The sequence below is a fragment of the Caulobacter sp. genome (assembly GCF_035254145.1).
Taxonomy (GTDB): domain Bacteria; phylum Pseudomonadota; class Alphaproteobacteria; order Caulobacterales; family Caulobacteraceae; genus Caulobacter.
Genome location: NZ_DATFAV010000080.1, coordinates 25,974 through 43,317, shown reverse-complemented (window position 1 = coordinate 43,317; position 17,344 = coordinate 25,974). Strand labels below are relative to the sequence as shown.

At 66.8% G+C, this 17,344-nt stretch carries 14 protein-coding genes; 8 read left to right on the top strand and 6 right to left on the bottom strand.

Annotation, left to right across the window (positions count from 1 at the left end; genetic code table 11):
- Positions 1 to 51: 51 nt before the first annotated feature.
- From VJ655_RS04505 to VJ655_RS04495, 3 genes are read right to left on the bottom strand one after another with little or no spacing between them, the layout of a single operon-like run.
- Positions 52 to 894: a hypothetical protein gene (locus VJ655_RS04505; protein ID WP_324109872.1), complete on the bottom strand. Its 843-nt coding sequence runs from the start codon at positions 892 to 894 to the stop codon at positions 52 to 54.
- Positions 894 to 1,637: an HpcH/HpaI aldolase family protein gene (locus tag VJ655_RS04500; RefSeq protein ID WP_324109871.1), complete on the bottom strand. Its 744-nt coding sequence runs from the start codon at positions 1,635 to 1,637 to the stop codon at positions 894 to 896. The genes VJ655_RS04505 and VJ655_RS04500 overlap by 1 nt, the downstream gene beginning before the upstream one ends.
- Complete coding sequence (locus tag VJ655_RS04495; protein ID WP_324109870.1) at positions 1,634 to 2,560, bottom strand: DUF6282 family protein; 927 nt, start codon at positions 2,558 to 2,560, stop codon at positions 1,634 to 1,636. Before VJ655_RS04495 ends, VJ655_RS04500 begins: the two co-directional genes overlap by 4 nt.
- A gap of 208 nt (positions 2,561 to 2,768) precedes the next feature.
- Here VJ655_RS04495 and VJ655_RS04490 point away from each other — a divergent pair, with 208 nt between their 5' ends.
- The 3 genes from VJ655_RS04490 (at position 2,769) to VJ655_RS04480 (ending at position 5,930) form a co-directional block, all read left to right on the top strand.
- Positions 2,769 to 3,650: a 3-keto-5-aminohexanoate cleavage protein gene (locus VJ655_RS04490; protein WP_324109869.1), complete on the top strand. Its 882-nt coding sequence runs from the start codon at positions 2,769 to 2,771 to the stop codon at positions 3,648 to 3,650.
- 3 nt (positions 3,651 to 3,653) lie between these two features.
- Positions 3,654 to 4,457 (top strand): hypothetical protein, encoded by an 804-nt coding sequence (locus VJ655_RS04485; RefSeq protein ID WP_324109868.1) that lies wholly within the window; start codon positions 3,654 to 3,656, stop codon positions 4,455 to 4,457.
- Positions 4,458 to 4,583: 126 nt separating this feature from the next.
- Positions 4,584 to 5,930, top strand: coding sequence for an MFS transporter (locus VJ655_RS04480; protein ID WP_324109867.1), 1,347 nt, complete (start codon positions 4,584 to 4,586; stop codon positions 5,928 to 5,930).
- A gap of 49 nt (positions 5,931 to 5,979) precedes the next feature.
- Here the strand turns inward: VJ655_RS04480 and VJ655_RS04475 are convergent, their stop codons facing one another.
- Positions 5,980 to 6,756: an SDR family oxidoreductase gene (locus VJ655_RS04475; RefSeq protein ID WP_324109866.1), complete on the bottom strand. Its 777-nt coding sequence runs from the start codon at positions 6,754 to 6,756 to the stop codon at positions 5,980 to 5,982.
- A 204-nt stretch (positions 6,757 to 6,960) separates the two neighbouring features.
- Here VJ655_RS04475 and VJ655_RS04470 point away from each other — a divergent pair, with 204 nt between their 5' ends.
- Positions 6,961 to 7,815, top strand: coding sequence for a DNA-binding transcriptional regulator (locus VJ655_RS04470; RefSeq protein WP_324109865.1), 855 nt, complete (start codon positions 6,961 to 6,963; stop codon positions 7,813 to 7,815).
- 22 nt (positions 7,816 to 7,837) lie between these two features.
- Complete coding sequence (locus VJ655_RS04465; RefSeq protein WP_324109864.1) at positions 7,838 to 8,833, top strand: NAD(P)H-quinone oxidoreductase; 996 nt, start codon at positions 7,838 to 7,840, stop codon at positions 8,831 to 8,833.
- Between the two features lie 6 nt (positions 8,834 to 8,839).
- On the opposite strand, the gene VJ655_RS04460 is transcribed toward VJ655_RS04465, so the two are convergent.
- The gene (locus VJ655_RS04460) at positions 8,840 to 10,264 is read right to left on the bottom strand and encodes an aldehyde dehydrogenase family protein (protein WP_324109863.1); all 1,425 of its coding nucleotides are present in this window, start codon (positions 10,262 to 10,264) and stop codon (positions 8,840 to 8,842) included.
- A gap of 195 nt (positions 10,265 to 10,459) precedes the next feature.
- Between VJ655_RS04460 and VJ655_RS04455 the strand changes: the two genes are divergently transcribed.
- From VJ655_RS04455 to VJ655_RS04445, 3 genes are all read left to right on the top strand, one after another.
- Positions 10,460 to 11,476: an alpha/beta fold hydrolase gene (locus tag VJ655_RS04455; protein ID WP_324109862.1), complete on the top strand. Its 1,017-nt coding sequence runs from the start codon at positions 10,460 to 10,462 to the stop codon at positions 11,474 to 11,476.
- A gap of 777 nt (positions 11,477 to 12,253) precedes the next feature.
- Complete coding sequence (locus VJ655_RS04450) at positions 12,254 to 15,022, top strand: TonB-dependent receptor domain-containing protein (RefSeq protein WP_324109861.1); 2,769 nt, start codon at positions 12,254 to 12,256, stop codon at positions 15,020 to 15,022.
- Between the two features lie 161 nt (positions 15,023 to 15,183).
- Entirely contained in the window at positions 15,184 to 16,098 is a 915-nt protein-coding gene (locus VJ655_RS04445) for an ABC transporter substrate-binding protein (RefSeq protein WP_324109860.1), read from the top strand.
- Positions 16,099 to 16,396: 298 nt separating this feature from the next.
- Here the strand turns inward: VJ655_RS04445 and VJ655_RS04440 are convergent, their stop codons facing one another.
- The gene (locus tag VJ655_RS04440) at positions 16,397 to 17,266 is read right to left on the bottom strand and encodes a LysR family transcriptional regulator (protein WP_324109859.1); all 870 of its coding nucleotides are present in this window, start codon (positions 17,264 to 17,266) and stop codon (positions 16,397 to 16,399) included.
- Positions 17,267 to 17,344: the final 78 nt, after the last annotated feature.

Genomic DNA, 17,344 nt, shown 5'->3' with positions numbered 1-17,344 from the left:
CGTCGATGCTGATTGGTTGTCAGCGGTGCTCTTGTCGCGGCGTGTTTGCGGTCACCCCGCCGGCATCGGGTATTCGTCGCCGTTGGCGACCACGCCACGCAGAGAGAAGTCCATGCGGGGCGGGGCGAACACGTCGATCAGCCGACCGGGCTGATCGCCGATGTTGCGGCTGGTGTGGATGACGGTCGGCGGGATCACCAGCACCGACGGGCTGGCCATCTCGACGTGCTCATCGGCGCGCCAGGTCGCCATGTCCGGCGTCCAAGGATAGCGCAGGTGGTGGATGTAGACGCCGCCGATGGCCAGCGAGCCCTGCTCGAAATCGGCGTGTGAGTGCGGCGTCAGCTTGGAGGTGTCACGCGGCGTCTCGCGCGGCGTCATGACGTTCAGCATCAGATTGGTCGAGCGGAAGACGCGCATGTTGGTTCCCTCGCGCACGTGGTCGGCGAGGGCGTAGGTGCGCAGGCGATAGCCGCCGACCGGTTCGGGCCAGGGATCGAGCGGAGCGACGTCGACCGGACGATCGGCATAGGCCTCGGCGTTGGTCGCGCGTCCGGCCAAGTCCGCGGCGCGGCTGGAGAAGACGCGGATGATCTCGCCGTCGCCGGCCAGGGTGACGATGCTTTTGCCTGGCGGCACGATCGTCAGGCTGTCGGGCGCGACCTCGAGCGTTTCGCCGCCCGCGCTCACCGTCGCGCCGACCTTGTCGGTGACGATCATGTATTCGTCGGGATTGTCGGTTCGCGTGAGGGTCGTGCCCGCCGGGGCGTCGCTGACCACGGTGACGAAGTTGGCGCCGCGCGCGATCCAGGCGCGCGCGCCGGGGTCGATGTCGGTCAGGGCCTCTTCTTTGTAGTGCCATCCGCCCGAGGCGGCGCGCGCGGGGGTGCTCATCACGTTTTTTCCTGACGATTGATCGGCGCGGCGACGGCGGCGGCGATCTCGCGCGCGCCTTGCCGCAGGATGGTTTGATCAGAACCGACGACGAACCAGTTGGCCCCGAGGGCCGAGAAGTTGGCCGCTTCGGCCATCGAGCCGACGAACATGCCGACCAGTTTCCCCGCCGCGACGCCGGCGGCGATGATCCGCTGCGTGGCGGCGACGACCGCGGGGGCGGCGGGGCTGGCCTCGCCCATCGACAAGGAGAGGTCCGAGCGGCCGATGAACACCCCGTCGATCCCGGGTGTAGCGGCGATCGCCTCGCAGGCCTCGACCGCCGCGGCGCTCTCGATCTGGCAGAGGATGGTCGCCTCGTCGCCGCGCCGCAGGGCCTCGGACATGCCCAACGAACCGTAGCCCGCATAGCGGGGCGAACCTGAATAGCCACGCTCGCCGCCGCTGAAGCGGGTGTTGCGGACGATCTCGGCGGCCTGCTCGGCGGAGTCGACATGCGGGATCAGGAGACCCGCGGCGCCGACGTCCAGGGTCGAGAGCAGAGTGGAATGCCGATCGTCGGGCACGCGGACAAACACCGGCAGGTTCGCGGCGCGGCCGGCCAGGACCATCAGGTCGATGGTCGCACGGTCGAATGGCGCGTGCTCGGCGTCGACGACCGCGAAGTCCAGGCCCGCCAGGCCCAGCACCTCGATCACCTGCGGGGCGGCGGTCTTGACGAAGGTTCCGGCCTGGAGGCTCACGCGGGCAGCCCCAAGAGCCGGGCCGCGTTGCCGCCGACCAGACGGCGGATCGTGGCGTCATCGAAGCCAAGTTCGAGGCAGAGCTTGATGACGGCCCGGAAGCCGGTGACCGGCGTAGGATTGGAGACCTGGCCAAGGTCGGAGCCCAGGATCGTCTGCTGGGTGCCGCCAGCCTCGATCATCGCCTTGAGTTCCTCGCCGCTCCATTTCTTGAACCGCGACTCCTCGATGAACATGCACAGCGAATGCTCGACGAAAGCGCCGCCGTCGGTGAGGTCCTTGATGTCCTCCAGTGTGGCGTCGATCGTATAGGTCGGGTGCTGCACCAGGCGGCGTTTGACCCCGCGCTTCTCGGCCTCCTCGAACAAGGGCCAGATCTCAGAGATGTGCAGGTGACCCGCCGATAGCACCGCGTCGAACTCGGCGATCTGGTCGAGGATGTCCTTCACCTCGTCCTTGATCTTGCCGTTCTCGTCCACGACCGTGAGCATCTTGGCCGGGCGCATCGGCAAGCGGGTCACCAGCAGGTGGCCCTTCTTGTTGTGGCGGATGTGATTGGCGGCCGAGAAGGTCGGCATCCACACCAAGCGCGCGCCCAGCTTTAGCCCGTGGTCGACGGCGTAGGGGTTGAGGCCCCCCGAGGTGTCGTTCAGCGGCACGCCCGAGACCAGGGTCACGTTCAGGTGGCCGTAGTGGGCCTTCATGAGCTCGGTGACCGGCGTGGCCGAGTAGAAGTGGTCCTTGAACAGCAGGGCGCGCATCCCGGCGCTGGACGCCTCCTGCGCCGCCTCGATGTGGTCGAGGCAGCGGTGCATCACGGACGGGCCGCTGTGGCAGTGCATGTCGATCGCGCCGACGAGCAGCGCATTGACGTGCTCCTCCAACTCGCGGTCACCGACGGTCAGCCTGACGTCGTCAGCCATTCAATCCTCCCACACTCTTCGCGTCTCTTCGCTTGGCTTCATCCTGTGCGTCGGCCTCGTCGCGGCGAAAGCTGGAACTTGCAGCTTTCCGCAGGGCGAAAGTTCCGGGATGCGGAAAGCTCCGACGAGGTCCGTTGCGAGGCTTCGGGACGCTTGGCCAAGTGCGCGCCGACCGGACGAAACCGTCCGCGGAACGGGCGGAAACTTCATGACGAACAAGACGATCATCTCGTGCGCTCTGACCGGGAACCTGGTGAAGCTCGAGCAGCATCCGGCCCTGCCCATCACGCCCAAGCAGATCGCCGAAGCGGCGCTGGACGCGCGGGCGGCGGGGGCGGCGATCATCCATATCCACGTGCGCGACCCCGAGACAGGGCGGCCGTCGATGCGCCTGGACCTCTATCGCGAGGCGGTGGACCGGATCCGCGACAGCGGCAGCGACCTGATCATCAACCTGACGACCGGTGAGGGCGGCCGCTATGCGCCGTCCGAGGACGAGCCGCGCGTGGCGGGGCCGGGGACGACCTTGGCGCACCCGTTGAAGCGTGTGGAGCACATCGTCGAACTGAAGCCCGACATCTGCTCGCTGGACTTCAACACCATGAACTCGGGCCAGCAGGTGGTGATCAACACGCCAGGCAATGTGCGCAAGATGGCCAAGGCGATCGTCGAGGCGGGGACCAAGCCGGAACTCGAAGTGTTCGACACCGGCGACATCCATCTGGCCAATGACCTGATCGCCGAGGGCCTGCTGCCCGGCAAGCCGTTCTTCCAGATCGTCACCGGCGTCAAATACGGCTGCTCGGCCACGGTCGAGACCCTGGCCTACATGAAGTCGCTGCTGCCGGCTGACGCCATCTGGTCGGCCTTTGGCATCGGGGCGCGGGAATATCCGATGCTGGCGGCGGCGCACCTGCTGGGCGGCCAAGTCCGGGTCGGCATGGAGGACAACATCTATATTCGTCGGGGTCAGCTGACGCGCGACAACGCCGAACTGGTCGAACAGGCGGTGAAGGTGCTCGACCTCCTGGGCGCCGAGCCCGCGACACCGGCCGAGGCCCGCGCCATGCTCGACCTGCCGGCGCGTTGAGCCATGCTGCACGCGGACCAGAGGACGACGCTGGCGGACCGGCTGGAGTTCGCGCGGCGGGAGCGTCGGCCGACGGTCCTGCCGCGGACGGAACATCCGGACCTGACGCTGGCCGAGGCCTACGCCGTGCAGGCGGACTGGGCGGCGGCGCGGATCGCGGGCGAGGGACGCCGCAGGATCGGCTACAAGATCGCCTTGACCACGCGCGGCCAGCGCCAGGCCTTCGGGGCGGAGCAACCCCTGTATGGCGTGCTGTTGGACGATATGGCCTTCGAGGAGGCGCAGCCGGTCCCGTTCGACCGCTTCTTGGCGCCGCGCGTCGAAATGGAGCTCGCCTTCGGCATGCGGTGTCGGCTGGAAGGCCCATGCTCGGAAGCAGAGGCCATCGCGGCGATCGATTGGATCGCGCCCGCGATCGAGATCCTGGACAGCCGCACCGTTACGCATGACCCACAGAGCGGGCGGCCGCGTTCAGCGATCGACATCGTCGCGGACGCTGGCGGCGCGGCCGGCTTTGTGGTCTCGGACAGGCGTATGCGGCCGGGCGAGATCGACCTTGGCCGGATCGGCGCGGTGCTACGCCATAACGGCGAGGCCGAGGACTCTGGCGTTTTCGCCCTGGTGTTCGAGCAGCCGGAGCGCGGGCTGGTCTGGTTGGCCGGCGCCCTGGCCGAACGCGGCGCCGCGATCGAGGCGGGCGACATCGTGCTCTCGGGCTCGGTGATCAAGCCTTATCCGGTCGCGAGGAGCGACCGGTTCGCGTTCGACTTCGGCCCGTGTGGAAAGATCGATCTGACCTTCGCCTAACGATGTTCCGCCAGGCGGAATGCGCCACGCCGATGCTTGTCAGAAACCCAAGGCCATAAGCATCCTCACGCCGGGGCGCGAGGCATGGAGACAACCGGCCGCAACCGTCACCGAGGGGGAAATGCCATGGGTTTGATCGACAGGGCGAGCGTAACCGACGAGGCCCGCTGGCGGGTCTATAATCGGATCGCCTGGAAGATCCTGCCGTTGATGCTGATCGGCTACACGATCGCCAGCATCGATCGGGTCAATGTCGCCTTCGCCAAGCTGCAGATGAGCGCCGCGATTGGGTTGACCGAAGCCATGTACGGCTTTGGCGCGGGTATCTTTTTCATCGGCTACTGCCTGGTCGAAATCCCGAGCAACATGATCCTGCACCGGGTCGGGGCTCGGCTGTGGCTGGCGCGGATCATGATCGTCTGGGGCGTCCTCTCGGCGGCCACCGCCCTGGTCCAGACGCCGGCTCACTTCTACATCGTCCGGTTTGTCTTGGGAGTGGCGGAGGCCGGCTACTATCCCGGCGCGCTGCTGTTCCTGACCTACTGGTTCCCCAGCAACCTGCGGGCCCAGGCGATCTCGGTGATGGTGCTGGGCAGCAGTTTCGCCTCGATCATCGGCAGCCCGCTGTCGGGCGCGGTCATGGGTTTCATGAACGGGCTGGGTGGCCTCTCGGGCTGGCAGTGGGTGTTTGTGGTCGAGGGGCTGCCGGCGACGATCCTGGGCATCGTGGTCTTCGCCGTGCTGCGCAACAATCCGGCCGACGTGAAGTGGCTGAACCCCGGCGAGAAGACACTGGTCATCTCGGACCTCGCCAGCGAGAAGCAGGCGCACGCCGATGCGGGCCTGGGCCATCGGTTCGGCGACGCGTTCCGTAACCCCAACATCTGGTGCGTCGTCCTCGCCAATTTCTGCAATCTCTCGACCCTCTATGGCATCCAGTTCTGGCTGCCGACGATCATCCAGAAGGTCAGCAAGACGACGGTGTTCAATACCGGCCTGATCGCCGCCGGCCTGGCGCTGATCCCGTGCGTGGTGCTGATCGTCAACGCCCGGCACTCCGACAAGACCAACGAGCGCCGCTGGCACGCCACCATTGGCTTCCTGGCCTCGGCCGTCGGTCTTGGGATCGCCGGCACGTTCAGCGCCAACCCGTACCTGGCGCTGGCCGGCCTGGTTCTGGCCCACTCCGGCTTCGTCATGGCCTCGCCGCCGATTTTTTCGCTGCCGGCGACCTTCGTGACGGGCGCGGCGGCGGCGGCGGGCTTTGCCTTGATCACCACCCTGGGCAATTTCGCGGGCTACACGACGCCCTATCTGTTCGGAGTGCTTCGCGACGCGACGGGCAGCTTCAGCGCCGGCTTCTACGGCATGAGCGTGGTGGCCCTGGTGGGCGCCGCGGCGATCTTCACGACACCGGCGCTGCGAGGCGGCAAGCCGCTGGCGGTCGAACCGAACACGGTCGCGGCCGAGTAGGGATGGGAAAGGCGGCAGGCCGGGAGGGTCTTCTCGGCCTGCGTCGATCTCAAAGCGCGGCGATGTAGCCGCCGTCCAGGGCGATGGTCGAACCGTTAACATAGGCGCCGGCCCGCGACGCCAGGAACACGCAGACGCCTTGGACGTCCTCGGCCTCGCCGGCGCGATTGACCGGGATGTAGGTCTGGACGCTCTTCTTGACCGCCTCGGACGTCGTGTCGGTCAGGCGCGAGTGGAAGGGGCCGGGCGCGATCGCGTTGACGCGGATCTGGTCGACGCCCAGGCGCTTGGCCAGGGCTCTGGTCAGATGGTGGATCGCGGCCTTTGAGGCCCCATAGGGATAGGCCTCCCAATTGGGGATGTGCAGCCCGCCGATCGAGCCGAGATTGATGACGCTGGCATGGGTCTCGGCGCTGGCCGCCGCGCGCAGCAGAGGCAAGGCCTGCTGAACCAGCAGGAAGGGGCCGCGCAGATTGACGTCCATCACCCCATCCCAGGCCTCGGCGCTCACGCCCTCGATCGGCCCGCGATTGTTGGCGCCGGCGTTGTTGACCAGGATGTCCAGGCGGCTCTCCCGCGCTGCCAGCGCCGCGATCAAGGCCGCCGGGCCTTCGGCGTCGCCAAGATCAGCGGCGAGGCCAAAGCACTGGCCGCCGCTGGCGCAGAGCTCCGCGGCCGTGGCTTCGGCGCGGTCCAGGTCCCGGGCGGCGATGTACGTCTTGACCCCCCGGTCGACGAAACCCTGGGCGATCATCCGCCCGATCCCGCTCGTTCCGCCCGTGACCAGGGCCACCTTGCCCGCCACGCTGAAGAGCTCGTCGACCATCGTTTCCATCTCCACGAAAAACGCCGCGCCCGTCGCGGCCCCCGCCGAGTGGGACATGGGACCAAGCGGTTCAACGGTCCGTTTGGCGCTTTTCGTCTGGCGGAACACGACTACTATGGGCGTTGCTGAGACGCTCGACGCCCTGCACCCTCATGACGTTGGACGAGCGTTCCGAACAAGAAAACGCGTCCTGGGGAGGTTGTCATGGCCAAAGACGCCGGGCGGGAGAAGAGCAGCCGGATCCGTTCAGTCGAGCGCGCGATCGACCTCCTGCAAGCGCTTAATCGCCGGCCGCTTTCCACCATCAACGACCTGCACCGCGAGACTGGCCTGCCCAAGCCCTCGATCGTGCGACTGCTGCGCACCTTGGAGGCCAAGGGGCTGGTCGCGCAGTCTTCCAGCTACGGGACCTACCAGTTGCTCGGTCGGGTCAAGACGCTGTCCAGCGGCTTCCACCACGAGCCCCAGATCATCGAGGTGGCCGAGGAGATCATGATCGACTTCACCAAACGCGAGGGCTGGCCGCTGGCCCTGGCGCTGTTCGATCTGAACGCCATGGTCGTGCGGGCCAGCAGCATTCCCTACACCTCGCTGTCGCTGTTCCATTCGTCGCTGAACATGCGGCTCAGCATGGTCAGTCGGGCCCTGGGGCGCGCCTATCTGGCGCACAGCACGCCCAACGAGCAGAAGATCATCCTGGAGATCGTCAAGCACAGCGGCGATCCCGAGGACGAGCCCGCGCGGAACGAGGAGGCGATGGGGCGGATGATCGCCCAGGTTCGCGCGCGAGGCTACGCCACGCGCAGTTCGATGATCGAGCCGAAGTCCTCGACCATCGCCGTGCCGGTTCGCGAGAATGGCCGGGTCGTGGCGTGCTTGGGCTTCACCTGGATCACAGCCGCCATGCCGCTGCAGAAGGCGGTCGACCAGTACCTGCCGCACATCCTGTCGACCTCCGAGGCGATCACCGCAGAGCTGGAGCACCGCTCGCCCCAGCTTCGCGAACCTTGCCACTTCCCGTTCATCGAGGCCGAAGCGGACCTCTCCAGTGTCGCCTGATCGGGCCGCGCTGGCGTCGTCGATGCGAGTGATCGCCGTCGAAGGGGCGGGCGAGGCGGCCCGGCTTGTGATGGCCGAAGGGGCCAAGCCCCGACCAGGGGCGGGCCAAGTGCTGATCCGCGTAGCCGCCGCCAGCGTGAACCGGCCCGATGTCCAGCAGCGCCGCGGCCTCTATCCGCCGCCGCCCGACGCCTCGCCCATCCTGGGCCTGGATGTCGCCGGGACCGTGGTCGAGGCGGCGGGGGACGTCGCCTGGCCGCGCGCCGGCGACCGTGTCTGCGCCCTGGTCAATGGCGGAGGGTACGCCGACTACTGTGTCGCGCCGGCGGGGCAGTGTCTGCCGGTTCCAGCTGGTTTGGATTTGATTCAAGCCGCCTCGCTGCCGGAGACCTTCTTCACCGCTTGGAACGCTTTGATGGTGCTGGGGCGGCTGGAGGTCGGGGAGGGGCTGCTGATCCAGGGCGGCGCCAGCGGCGTGGGCTTGGCGGCCATCCAGATCGCCGATCGGCTGCGCGGCGCGCGCATCGTCGCCACTGCCAGCAGCGCCGAGAAGCGCGCCCTTTGTCTGTCGGTCGGGGCCAACCATGCCATCGACTACCGCGACCCGGGCTGGGAAGCCCAGGTCCGCGACCTGCTGCCGGGCGGCTGCGACGTGATCGTCGACGCCCAGGCCGGGCCGACCACCGGGCGCCAGTTGGATCTGCTGGCCGAGGGGGGACGCCTGGTGCTGCTGGCCAGTCACGCTGGCCGGACCGGTGAGGTCGACACCCGGAGCATCGTGCGCCGCCGCCTGAGCCTGGCCGGCTCGACGCTGCGCCCGCGCACCGCCGCATTCAAGGCCGAGCTGGCGACCGCTCTGCGCACCCATGTCTGGCCGCTGATCGAGGCGGGGCGGGTGACGACCCACGTCTGCGCGACGTTTCCGCTGGATCGCGCGGGCGAGGCCCATGCGCGGATGGAAGCCAACCAGCAAATCGGCAAGATCGTGCTGATCGTCGATCCGCAGCAGTTGGACTAGGCGACTCTAGTCGGGGAAGCCGACCAGGGCCTTGACCTCGAGATATTCCTCGAACCCGAAGACGCCGAACTCGCGCCCGTTGCCGGACTGCTTGTAGCCGCCGAACGGTAGGCTGCGGTCGAAGGCGGCGCCGTTCAGATAGACGCGGCCCGCGCGGATGCGGTTGGCGATCCGCCGGGTGTTGTCCGGGTCCTTGCCCTGCACGAAGCCGGCGAGGCCAAAGGGCGTGTCATTGGCGATCTCGACAGCCTCGTCCTCGGTGTCGTAGCTGATGATCGACAGCACCGGCCCGAAAATCTCCTCGCGGGCGATGCGCATGTCTGGGGTGACGTCGCCGAAGATCGTCGGCTGCACGTAATAGCCTTGCACAAGCCCGTCCGGCCGTTCCGTCCCGCCGGCGACCAGGGTGGCGCCTTCGTCGACGCCGGACTGGATCAGGCTCCGGACCTTGTCGACCTGGGCTTGGCTGACGAGCGGGCCCATGGTCGTCGCCGGATCGAGCGGGTCGCCCAGGCGGATGGCCTGCAGCGCCTCGCGGGCGGCGTCGAAGGCGATCTGACGATGCTCGCGCGGTATCAGCATCCGGGTGGGCGATTGGCAGTTCTGGCCGGCGTTGGTGTAGCAGGCGTGGACGCCCGACTTCACGGCGGTCTTCAGGTCGGCGTCGCGCAGGATGATGTTGGCGGACTTGCCGCCCAGCTCCTGGGCCACGCGCTTGACCGTGTCGGCGGCCAGCTTGGCCACCCGAACTCCGGCCGTCGTCGAGCCCGTGATCGAGACCATGTCGATGTCGGGATGGGCGGCGAGCGCTTCGCCCACCGTGGGGCCATGGCCGTTGACGAGGTTGAAGACCCCTGGGGGGACGCCTGCGTCGTGGATAATCTCGGCCAGCAGCATTGCGCTGAGCGGGGCGATCTCGCTGGGTTTCAGCACCACCGTGCAGCCGGTCGCGATCGCTGGCGCGATCTTGGAGGCGACCTGGTTCAACGGCCAGTTCCAGGGCGTGATCAGCCCGCAGACGCCGATCGGCTCACGGCGGATGAGGCCCGTCGGCGTTCGCTCCTCGAACGGATAGTCCGCCAGCACCCGCGCGGCCTCCTCGAAGTGGAAGAGCGCGACCGTGGCCTGCCGTTCGGTCGAGAAGGTGATCGGCGAACCCATCTCCAGGGTCATGGTTCGGGCAAGATCGGGCAGGCGCGCGCGGAAGCCGTCGATGATCCTGCGCAGGTAGCCGAGGCGCTCGTCGACGCTGGTCGTGGAATAGGTCGCGAAGGCGCGCCGGGCGGCCGCGACGGCATGGTCGACATCCTGGCGCGAGCCCAGGCTGATCCGCGCGAAGGTCTGCTCGGTGGCCGGGTTGACGACGCCCAGGACCGACGGCTCGACCGGATCGACCCAAGCGCCGTCGATGTAGAATTGCAGCCTGTCCATCGTCCCCGCCCTTTTCCGCGTCTTGGCGACGATAGACTTCCCCGATCCGCCCGGGGACGCGCAATCGGCGAGCGGAGGGTTTTCGCCTCGCGAAAATTTCGCGCTTCGAAAAGCCGTAACGCCGATCAGCCCGCGCGCTTCCCAGCGTCGCGAAAGGCGGTGAAGAATGGGTCCAAGGCATAGGGAGGCAGGTTGGTGGTCGTAAAGTGTCTTGTGGTCCTTTGCGCGGTTTCAGCGCTGGCTTCCTCCGTCGCCGCTCGCGAGGCCTCGCCGATCCTAATCGTCAAGCAAGGGGCGTTCGAGGCCGGCGGCTCGATGCTGCGAGAGGGTGACAAGACCCTGTCATGCGACCATGGCTTCGTCGAATACCAGATCCCAGCCAAGGCGCGGGGCGTCGCGCTGTTCCTGTGGCACAGCTCGTCGACCAAGGTCTGGCAGACCCGCTGGGACGGCGGGGAGGGCTACCAGTCGATCTTCCTGCGCCGAGGGTTTCCCGTCTATCTGTGGGACGGCCCCCGCGTCGGGCGCGGCAATTGGGGTTGCGCGTCCTACACCTACAAGCCGGCCGTCGGACAAGACCAGCAGAACTTCGTCGCCTGGCGCCTCGGCGCCAAGTACCCGGACTGGTTCCCGGGCGTGCAGTTCCCAACCAAGGACCCGGAGGCCTGGAACCAGGCCGCTCGGGCCCGCTACGACGAGTTCGACACCGTCGAGAACGCCCAGTTGGAAGCCGACGCGGCGGCCAAGGCCATCGACAAGATCGGCCCGACGGTGCTGGTCACCAATTCAGCGGGCGGCCTGCGCGCGCTGCTGGCCACCTTGAAGAGTGACAACGTCAAGGGCGTCGTCGCCTATGAAGACCCAGGCTACGTCTTTCCCACGGACTTCGACGCGCCCAAGGGGCCGGAACGCTTCGGCCCGGTGATCGTGTCGCCGGAGGACTTCAAGAAGCTCACCAAGATTCCGATCCAGTTTGTTTTTGGCGACAATATCGACAAGTCGCCGACCTGGTCGATGTACGCCGAGACCTGTCGCAAGTTCGTCGATCTCGTGAACGCGCGGGGCGGCAAGGCCGAAATCCTGTTCCTTCCGTCCGTAGGTCTCAAGGGCAATACCCACATTCCCTTCGCCGACCTCAACAACGTCGCGGTCGCCGACCAGCTCTCGGCCTTTCTCCATCGCAACAAGCTTGACTCCGGGCGGGGGCGCTAGCGACCGGTTCGCTGCGGCGGCCCGCGCCGATGCTGTTCTGCTGACGCGTTCGGACGCCGTCCTCGCAGAGCGATAAGATGCCGAACGTCGTGTTTGTGAGACGACAATACTGTCCGTTCTTGGCGCTGCCTGGCCGGCGACACAGACCTTCGGATCGACCGGGGCGGCTACTATCATTGGACGCTGCAGCTGCCGCGACGCAGCCCTCGTTGCTCTGCACGGAGCCGGCGTTCACCCCAGTGATCCTGCGGCGGGGCGCGCCTATCGCGCTGCCTAACTGACCCGCCACGCGATCGCCGGGATCATCGCAAGCCGCTCCGCCGTTTCGACAGTCCCACTGCGCGAGCTGTCGCACCACAAGCGATACCGCCGGAGCGTTCGAGGCTTTCGCACTGCGGAAAGCTACAACTCGGCGCTTCCGTCCCCACCCCTCAGTGCACCAAGATCGCCTCAACAAGGCAAGCATTGGGTGCACGGCTTTCAAAGCAACAATCAAATCCAGAAGGCTCGTGACTGGCGAGGTTGCAATTCAACCGTGCACGTCAGGGCGCTCTAAAGCTCGGTATTCGGGGCGCCAACTCACGATCCCACCGCACAACCACGCGTTTGAATTGAAAAAAATAACGCCGAAACAGAAGGGGGAAATGTATGCTTAGGGGGAGTTTATCGACTCTTTTCAACTCCAGCGCTCTGCTCGCGGTCGTCGCGGCCGTCAACGCCACGCCCGCCATGGCGCAGGAGAAACCCGCCGTTGCTCCGGGTCAGGAGACAGAAGCCGTGGTGGACGAGGTGGTCGTCACGGGCTCGCGCCTCGGACGGACCAGCTTCAACTCACCGACGCCGGTCAGCGTGATCGGCCAGGAGCGCTCTCAGGCCCTCAACATCACCAACGTGGGGGACGCGCTCAATCAGATCCCGTCCTTTCGCCCGATCGTCGGCCCGGCGACGAATTCCTTCCGTTCGAGCGCGAACATCGCAGGCCGCAGCCTGGACCTGCGGGGTCTCGGCGCGATCAGGACCTTGACCCTCATCGATGGCCGCCGGCATGTCTCGAGCGCGGACGACGGCACCTTCGATCTCAACTCGATCCCGTCGATCCTGATCCAGCGCTCGGAGGTCGTCACCGGAGGCGCCTCGGCCGCCTACGGCGCCGGAGCTGTATCAGGCGTCGTGAACCTCATCACCGACACTCGACTGCAAGGGATCAAGGCGGAAGCGAGCTATGGTGTCAGCGAGCATGGCGACGCCCGGAACACCTATGCCGCCGCGGCGGCCGGCACGTCGATCGCCGGCGGGCGGGGACATCTGGTCATCGGCGGCGAGTATTCGAAGGAGGGGCCTGTCCCCGAATTAAGCCGTGACTGGAGCCGCCGCCTTCACGACTTCATCCCTAACCCGTTCTTCTCCACCAATCCGGCCCTCAGCAACGGCCTGCCGGCCAACGTCGCCGCCGACAACGTCAGGACGTCGCTCACCCCGGCCGGGTCGATCACCATCGTGCACCCGCTGCAGGGGATGCAGTTCGACAGCAACGGCAACCTTGTCCCGTTCCAGTTCGGCGACCTCTACAATCGGGCCAAGCCCAGCTCGCTGATGATCGGCGGCGACCCGAGCATCACAGGCTATTACGGCGCCGTGGGACCGTTCGTGGTGGGCACGAAGCACGGTTCTGTCCTGAGCCACGTCAGCTACGACCTGACCGACGCCATCACGATCTCGGCGGAGCTTGGTTACGCCGAGGTCAGGGGCGGGCCCACGGGGGCCAACCCGCGATCCGACCCGAACGGCGCGCTGCGGATTCAGCGGGACAACGCCTACCTCACGCCTGCGACGGCGGCCATGATGGACGCCGCGCGCACCACCTTCCTTCCGGTGAGCCGCATCAACTTCGAGCTCGGGCCCAACGTCTATTCGTCGAGGAACGAGACATGGCATGCCTTCGCCGGCCTGGACGGCAAGCTCCCCGGCGGCTGGAAATGGGATGCGTATTACCAGTTCGGCCGAACGACGGGCCGTCAAAGCAACGCCAACTCGCGGCTTGAGCAGCGCTTCAAGGACGCCATCGACGCCGTGCGGGCGCCGGCGGGCCTCCCGGGCATCGCGGCCGGCACGATCATATGCCGGACGACGATCAGCGCGCCGAACAACGGCTGCGTTCCCGCCAACATCATGGGGCCTGGCAAGATAAGCCCCGAGGCGGCCGCCTGGGTCAACACGATCGCCTACTCGACACGTAAGTTCACCGATCACAACCTCGCCGCCAATATCAGGGGCGACCTCTTCCAGGGATGGGCCGGCCCGATCTCGGCCGCGGCGGGGGTCGAATACCGCAGCAGCGCCTCGGAGGGCGACAACGACCCGAACAGCAAGGCTGGATTGTTCTCCCAGGTCGCCTGGACGTACCTGCCGCCGACCACCCAGAAGGTGACGGAAGGCTATGTCGAGGTCAGCGTGCCGATCCTCCATGACTCGCCTTTGGGCAAGTCGCTCGACGTCGACGGCGCCGTCCGGCGCACCCACTATAGCCTGTCTGGCAACGCCACGACGTGGAAAGTCGGCGCGGTCTACCGGCCCGACGACCAGTACATGCTTCGCATCACCCGCTCTCGGGACATCCGCGCGCCCTCGCCGCTGGAACTCAACCCGAACAAGAGCACAACGACGCTGTCGCTCGCCGATCCGAAGTACGGCGTACAGTATCTGATGCCGACGTTCAGCGGCGGCAATCCCGACCTGGAACTGGAGACGGCGGACACCTTCACCGTGGGGGCGGTCCTTCAGCCGGACTGGTTCCGGAACTTCAAGCTGTCGGTCGACTACTACGACATCTCGGTCGATGGCGCGATCGACATCCCCGCCGCGAACCTCGCCATAAGCATCTGCCGCGCGGGAACCAACCCCGCGATCTGCACGCTCGGCGCCGACGCCAACGGTAATCCGGACCGCATCCTGGCGCTCTTCGCGACCTACCAGAACATCAACAAGCTCCACACGCGCGGCTACGAGCTCGTGGCGAACTACGCCCTCGATCTCGCCGAGGTCGCGCGATGGATGAGCGGTGAGGTCAACATCTCGTTGAACGGCTCCTACGTCGATACGCTTTCGACCTTGCTGCCCAACGGGACGAAGAAGGAGCTTTCCAACTTCACGGGCAATTCCGGCGGGGTCACCAACATCCTGGGCGTGCCGCGTTGGCGCGCCGATGCGGTCATCACCTATAGCCAGCCCACCTACTCGCTGACGGCGCACCTGGCCCACATCCCCAGGGCCCTGCAAAATCCAGATTGGATCGGAGCGGAGCAGGAGGGCTACAGCCCGTACTTGCCGAACAGCGTGACCTACAACCACGTATCCGCCCGGACCTATCTCGACCTGAGCGCACGGGTCACGCTCTCCGGCAAGGAAGACAAACGGCTGGAAGTGTTCGGAGGGGTGAATAACGTCTTCGACGTCGACCCGCCGCCGGAACTGCGCCTGAACGGCAACGGACTCTATTTCCCGCCGGTGGGACGCAGCTACAAAATCGGCGTTCGCGCGCAGTTCTGAAGAGCCGGCCGGGGCGCAACGGTCGCGCCCGGCCGCCGCTTGATCGGCAGCCTCGAAAAATCTGAAGGATGGACGCAATGAGAAGAATAAGCAGGAAGCTCATCGCCGCGGTCGCCGCGCTGGTCGTCCTTCCGACGACGGTCTGGTCCGAACCGCTGCGAGTGGTCGGCAATATCACGGTGCTCGAGATCGCACCCCTGGTGCTCGCTTCGGAAGCGTCGGGCGGGCAGGTCGAGATCGCGCTTGGCGGCGTCCCGAACCTCTGGAACCGGGAGTTGGCCAGCCTGACCGTGGCGGTCGCCGGCGAGGCGTCAACGAAAGCGCCGTCGAACACCAAGCTGGCGGATGTCGCCGGCAACGCGGAGACGCAGCTGCTCCGCGCAACGGTCGCGCATCCGGACGGCCGCTATCTCCTCACGGTGACCGAGGGCGTCTATCGGATCGTCGCCCGGCGCTCCAGGGGGATCGCGACCGAGGCGGATCTCAAGGGCAAGAGGGTCGGCACCTATCCAGGCACATCGGCGGCCTTCTATCTCCACAAGGCGCTCCAGCGCGCCAAGCTGACGGAAAAGGACGTCACGATCGTCCCTCTCTCGCCCCAGGCCTCGGCGGACGCACTGATCGCGGGCTCCATCGACGCCATGGCGACCTGGGAGCCCCATTCGGAGCGCGCGCTGCGGACGCTCGGGGAGGAGGCCGTGATGATCGCCCCGCCCGATATGTACCGCGAACTCTATTCGCTCCACACCACGCAAGCCGCGCTGGACAATCCGGAAAAACGGGCGGCGATCGTGGCTTATGTGAGGAACCTGCTCTCGGCTTGCGGCGCGATCTCGGCAGATCCGAGCCACGCTCAAAGCCTGATCCAGCCGCTGAACGGCTACTCGCTCGATCAGATCACCCAATCGTGGCGCTTTAGGTTTCCCTGCGAAGTCACTCCCAACCTGCTGGACAAGTTCGTCGAGGAAGAGGCTTGGCTGGCGGCGCAAGACGGTCGCGCTCCCCGTACGCGCGCGCAGCTCGCCCGCCTGATCGACACCAGCATCTACGATGAGGCGGGCCGCGCGGTGAGGTGACGATGTGAGGCTTGGCCTGCACTTCCATCGTCCATCTTAGCCCCGTGAGCGTCTAAGCTTTGCTGGCCGCGAGCGCGGTAGGAGACACGGAGGCCAATTCTTGATGGACTCGACGGTGTTAGGCGCGGGCGCGCTGCACCACTATAGGCGCACAGGCCAGTTCAAGGTCAGCAACGGGTCTCTCGAACCCCTGCGCATCTCCCACGTTCGGCAGGGTGGCCGACGGTGGAGACTTCCTTGACTGGTAGCCCCGCCACCACTCGTCACTCTCGCCGTTCCCAGCGCGACCGGAGCGCCGTCAGTAGGCCAAGGTCGGGATGCGGGCGATGAGCAGGTCGGCCAGGACGCGCAGTCTTGGCAGCCGTCGCAGGTCGCGATGATAGCCCAGCCATTGAGTCCGGCTCGGGGGATCCTCCTCCAGTTCGATCCGTTGCAGGCCTTGGGCGGTGTCGCCCAGCGGTCGCGGCAGCACGGCCAAGCCGACCCCTAGCGCGCAAAGCTGCGCCTGCACTTCGCGGCTGTTGCTGCGCGAGGCGATCCTGGCGCGGGGCAGGCGCCGCGTGATCCAGGCGACGTCGGGCATGCCGCCGAACGCGGTGTCCATCACCACCAGCGAGCAGTCCTCGCCATCGCCGATCGGGCCCAGGCAGGCGTCGGGGTGGCCGTAGAGACCGTAGGAGATCGTCACCAGGCGCCGGGCGATGACCTCGGTTTCGTCGAAGGGCACCATGCGCACCACGAGGTCGGCTTCGCGACGGGCCAGGTTGTAGATCCTGGGATCGGTAAGGGTCTCCACCACGACGCCGGGGTGGCGCTGGGCCAGTTCGGCCAGGACCGGCGCGAGCAGCACCCGGCCAAACCAGTCCGAGCAGGATACGCGCAGGTCGCCGTCGAGCGCGGCGTCACTGCCCGACAGCGTCCGCATCAACGCCAACGACTCCGTCTCCATGCGCTCGGCGTGGGCCAACAGCGTCTGGCCTTCGTCGGTCAGGACAAAGCCGTCCGCCGTGCGCTGGAACAGCGCCACGCCCATCGCCCCCTCGAGGGCCTTCAGGCGACGTCCCATGGTGGGTTGGGATTGACCCAGGCGCCGGCCGGCCGCGCCGAGCGTGCCTTCCCGGGCGATGGCCAGGAACACCGGCAGATCGCTCCACTCAAACGAGGCCATGCGTCATCCATTCAAAAGTGAATGCTAAACGTGTCGATTTGTCTATTACCAGTCAATCGTGGTTGAGCGATCCTCGGG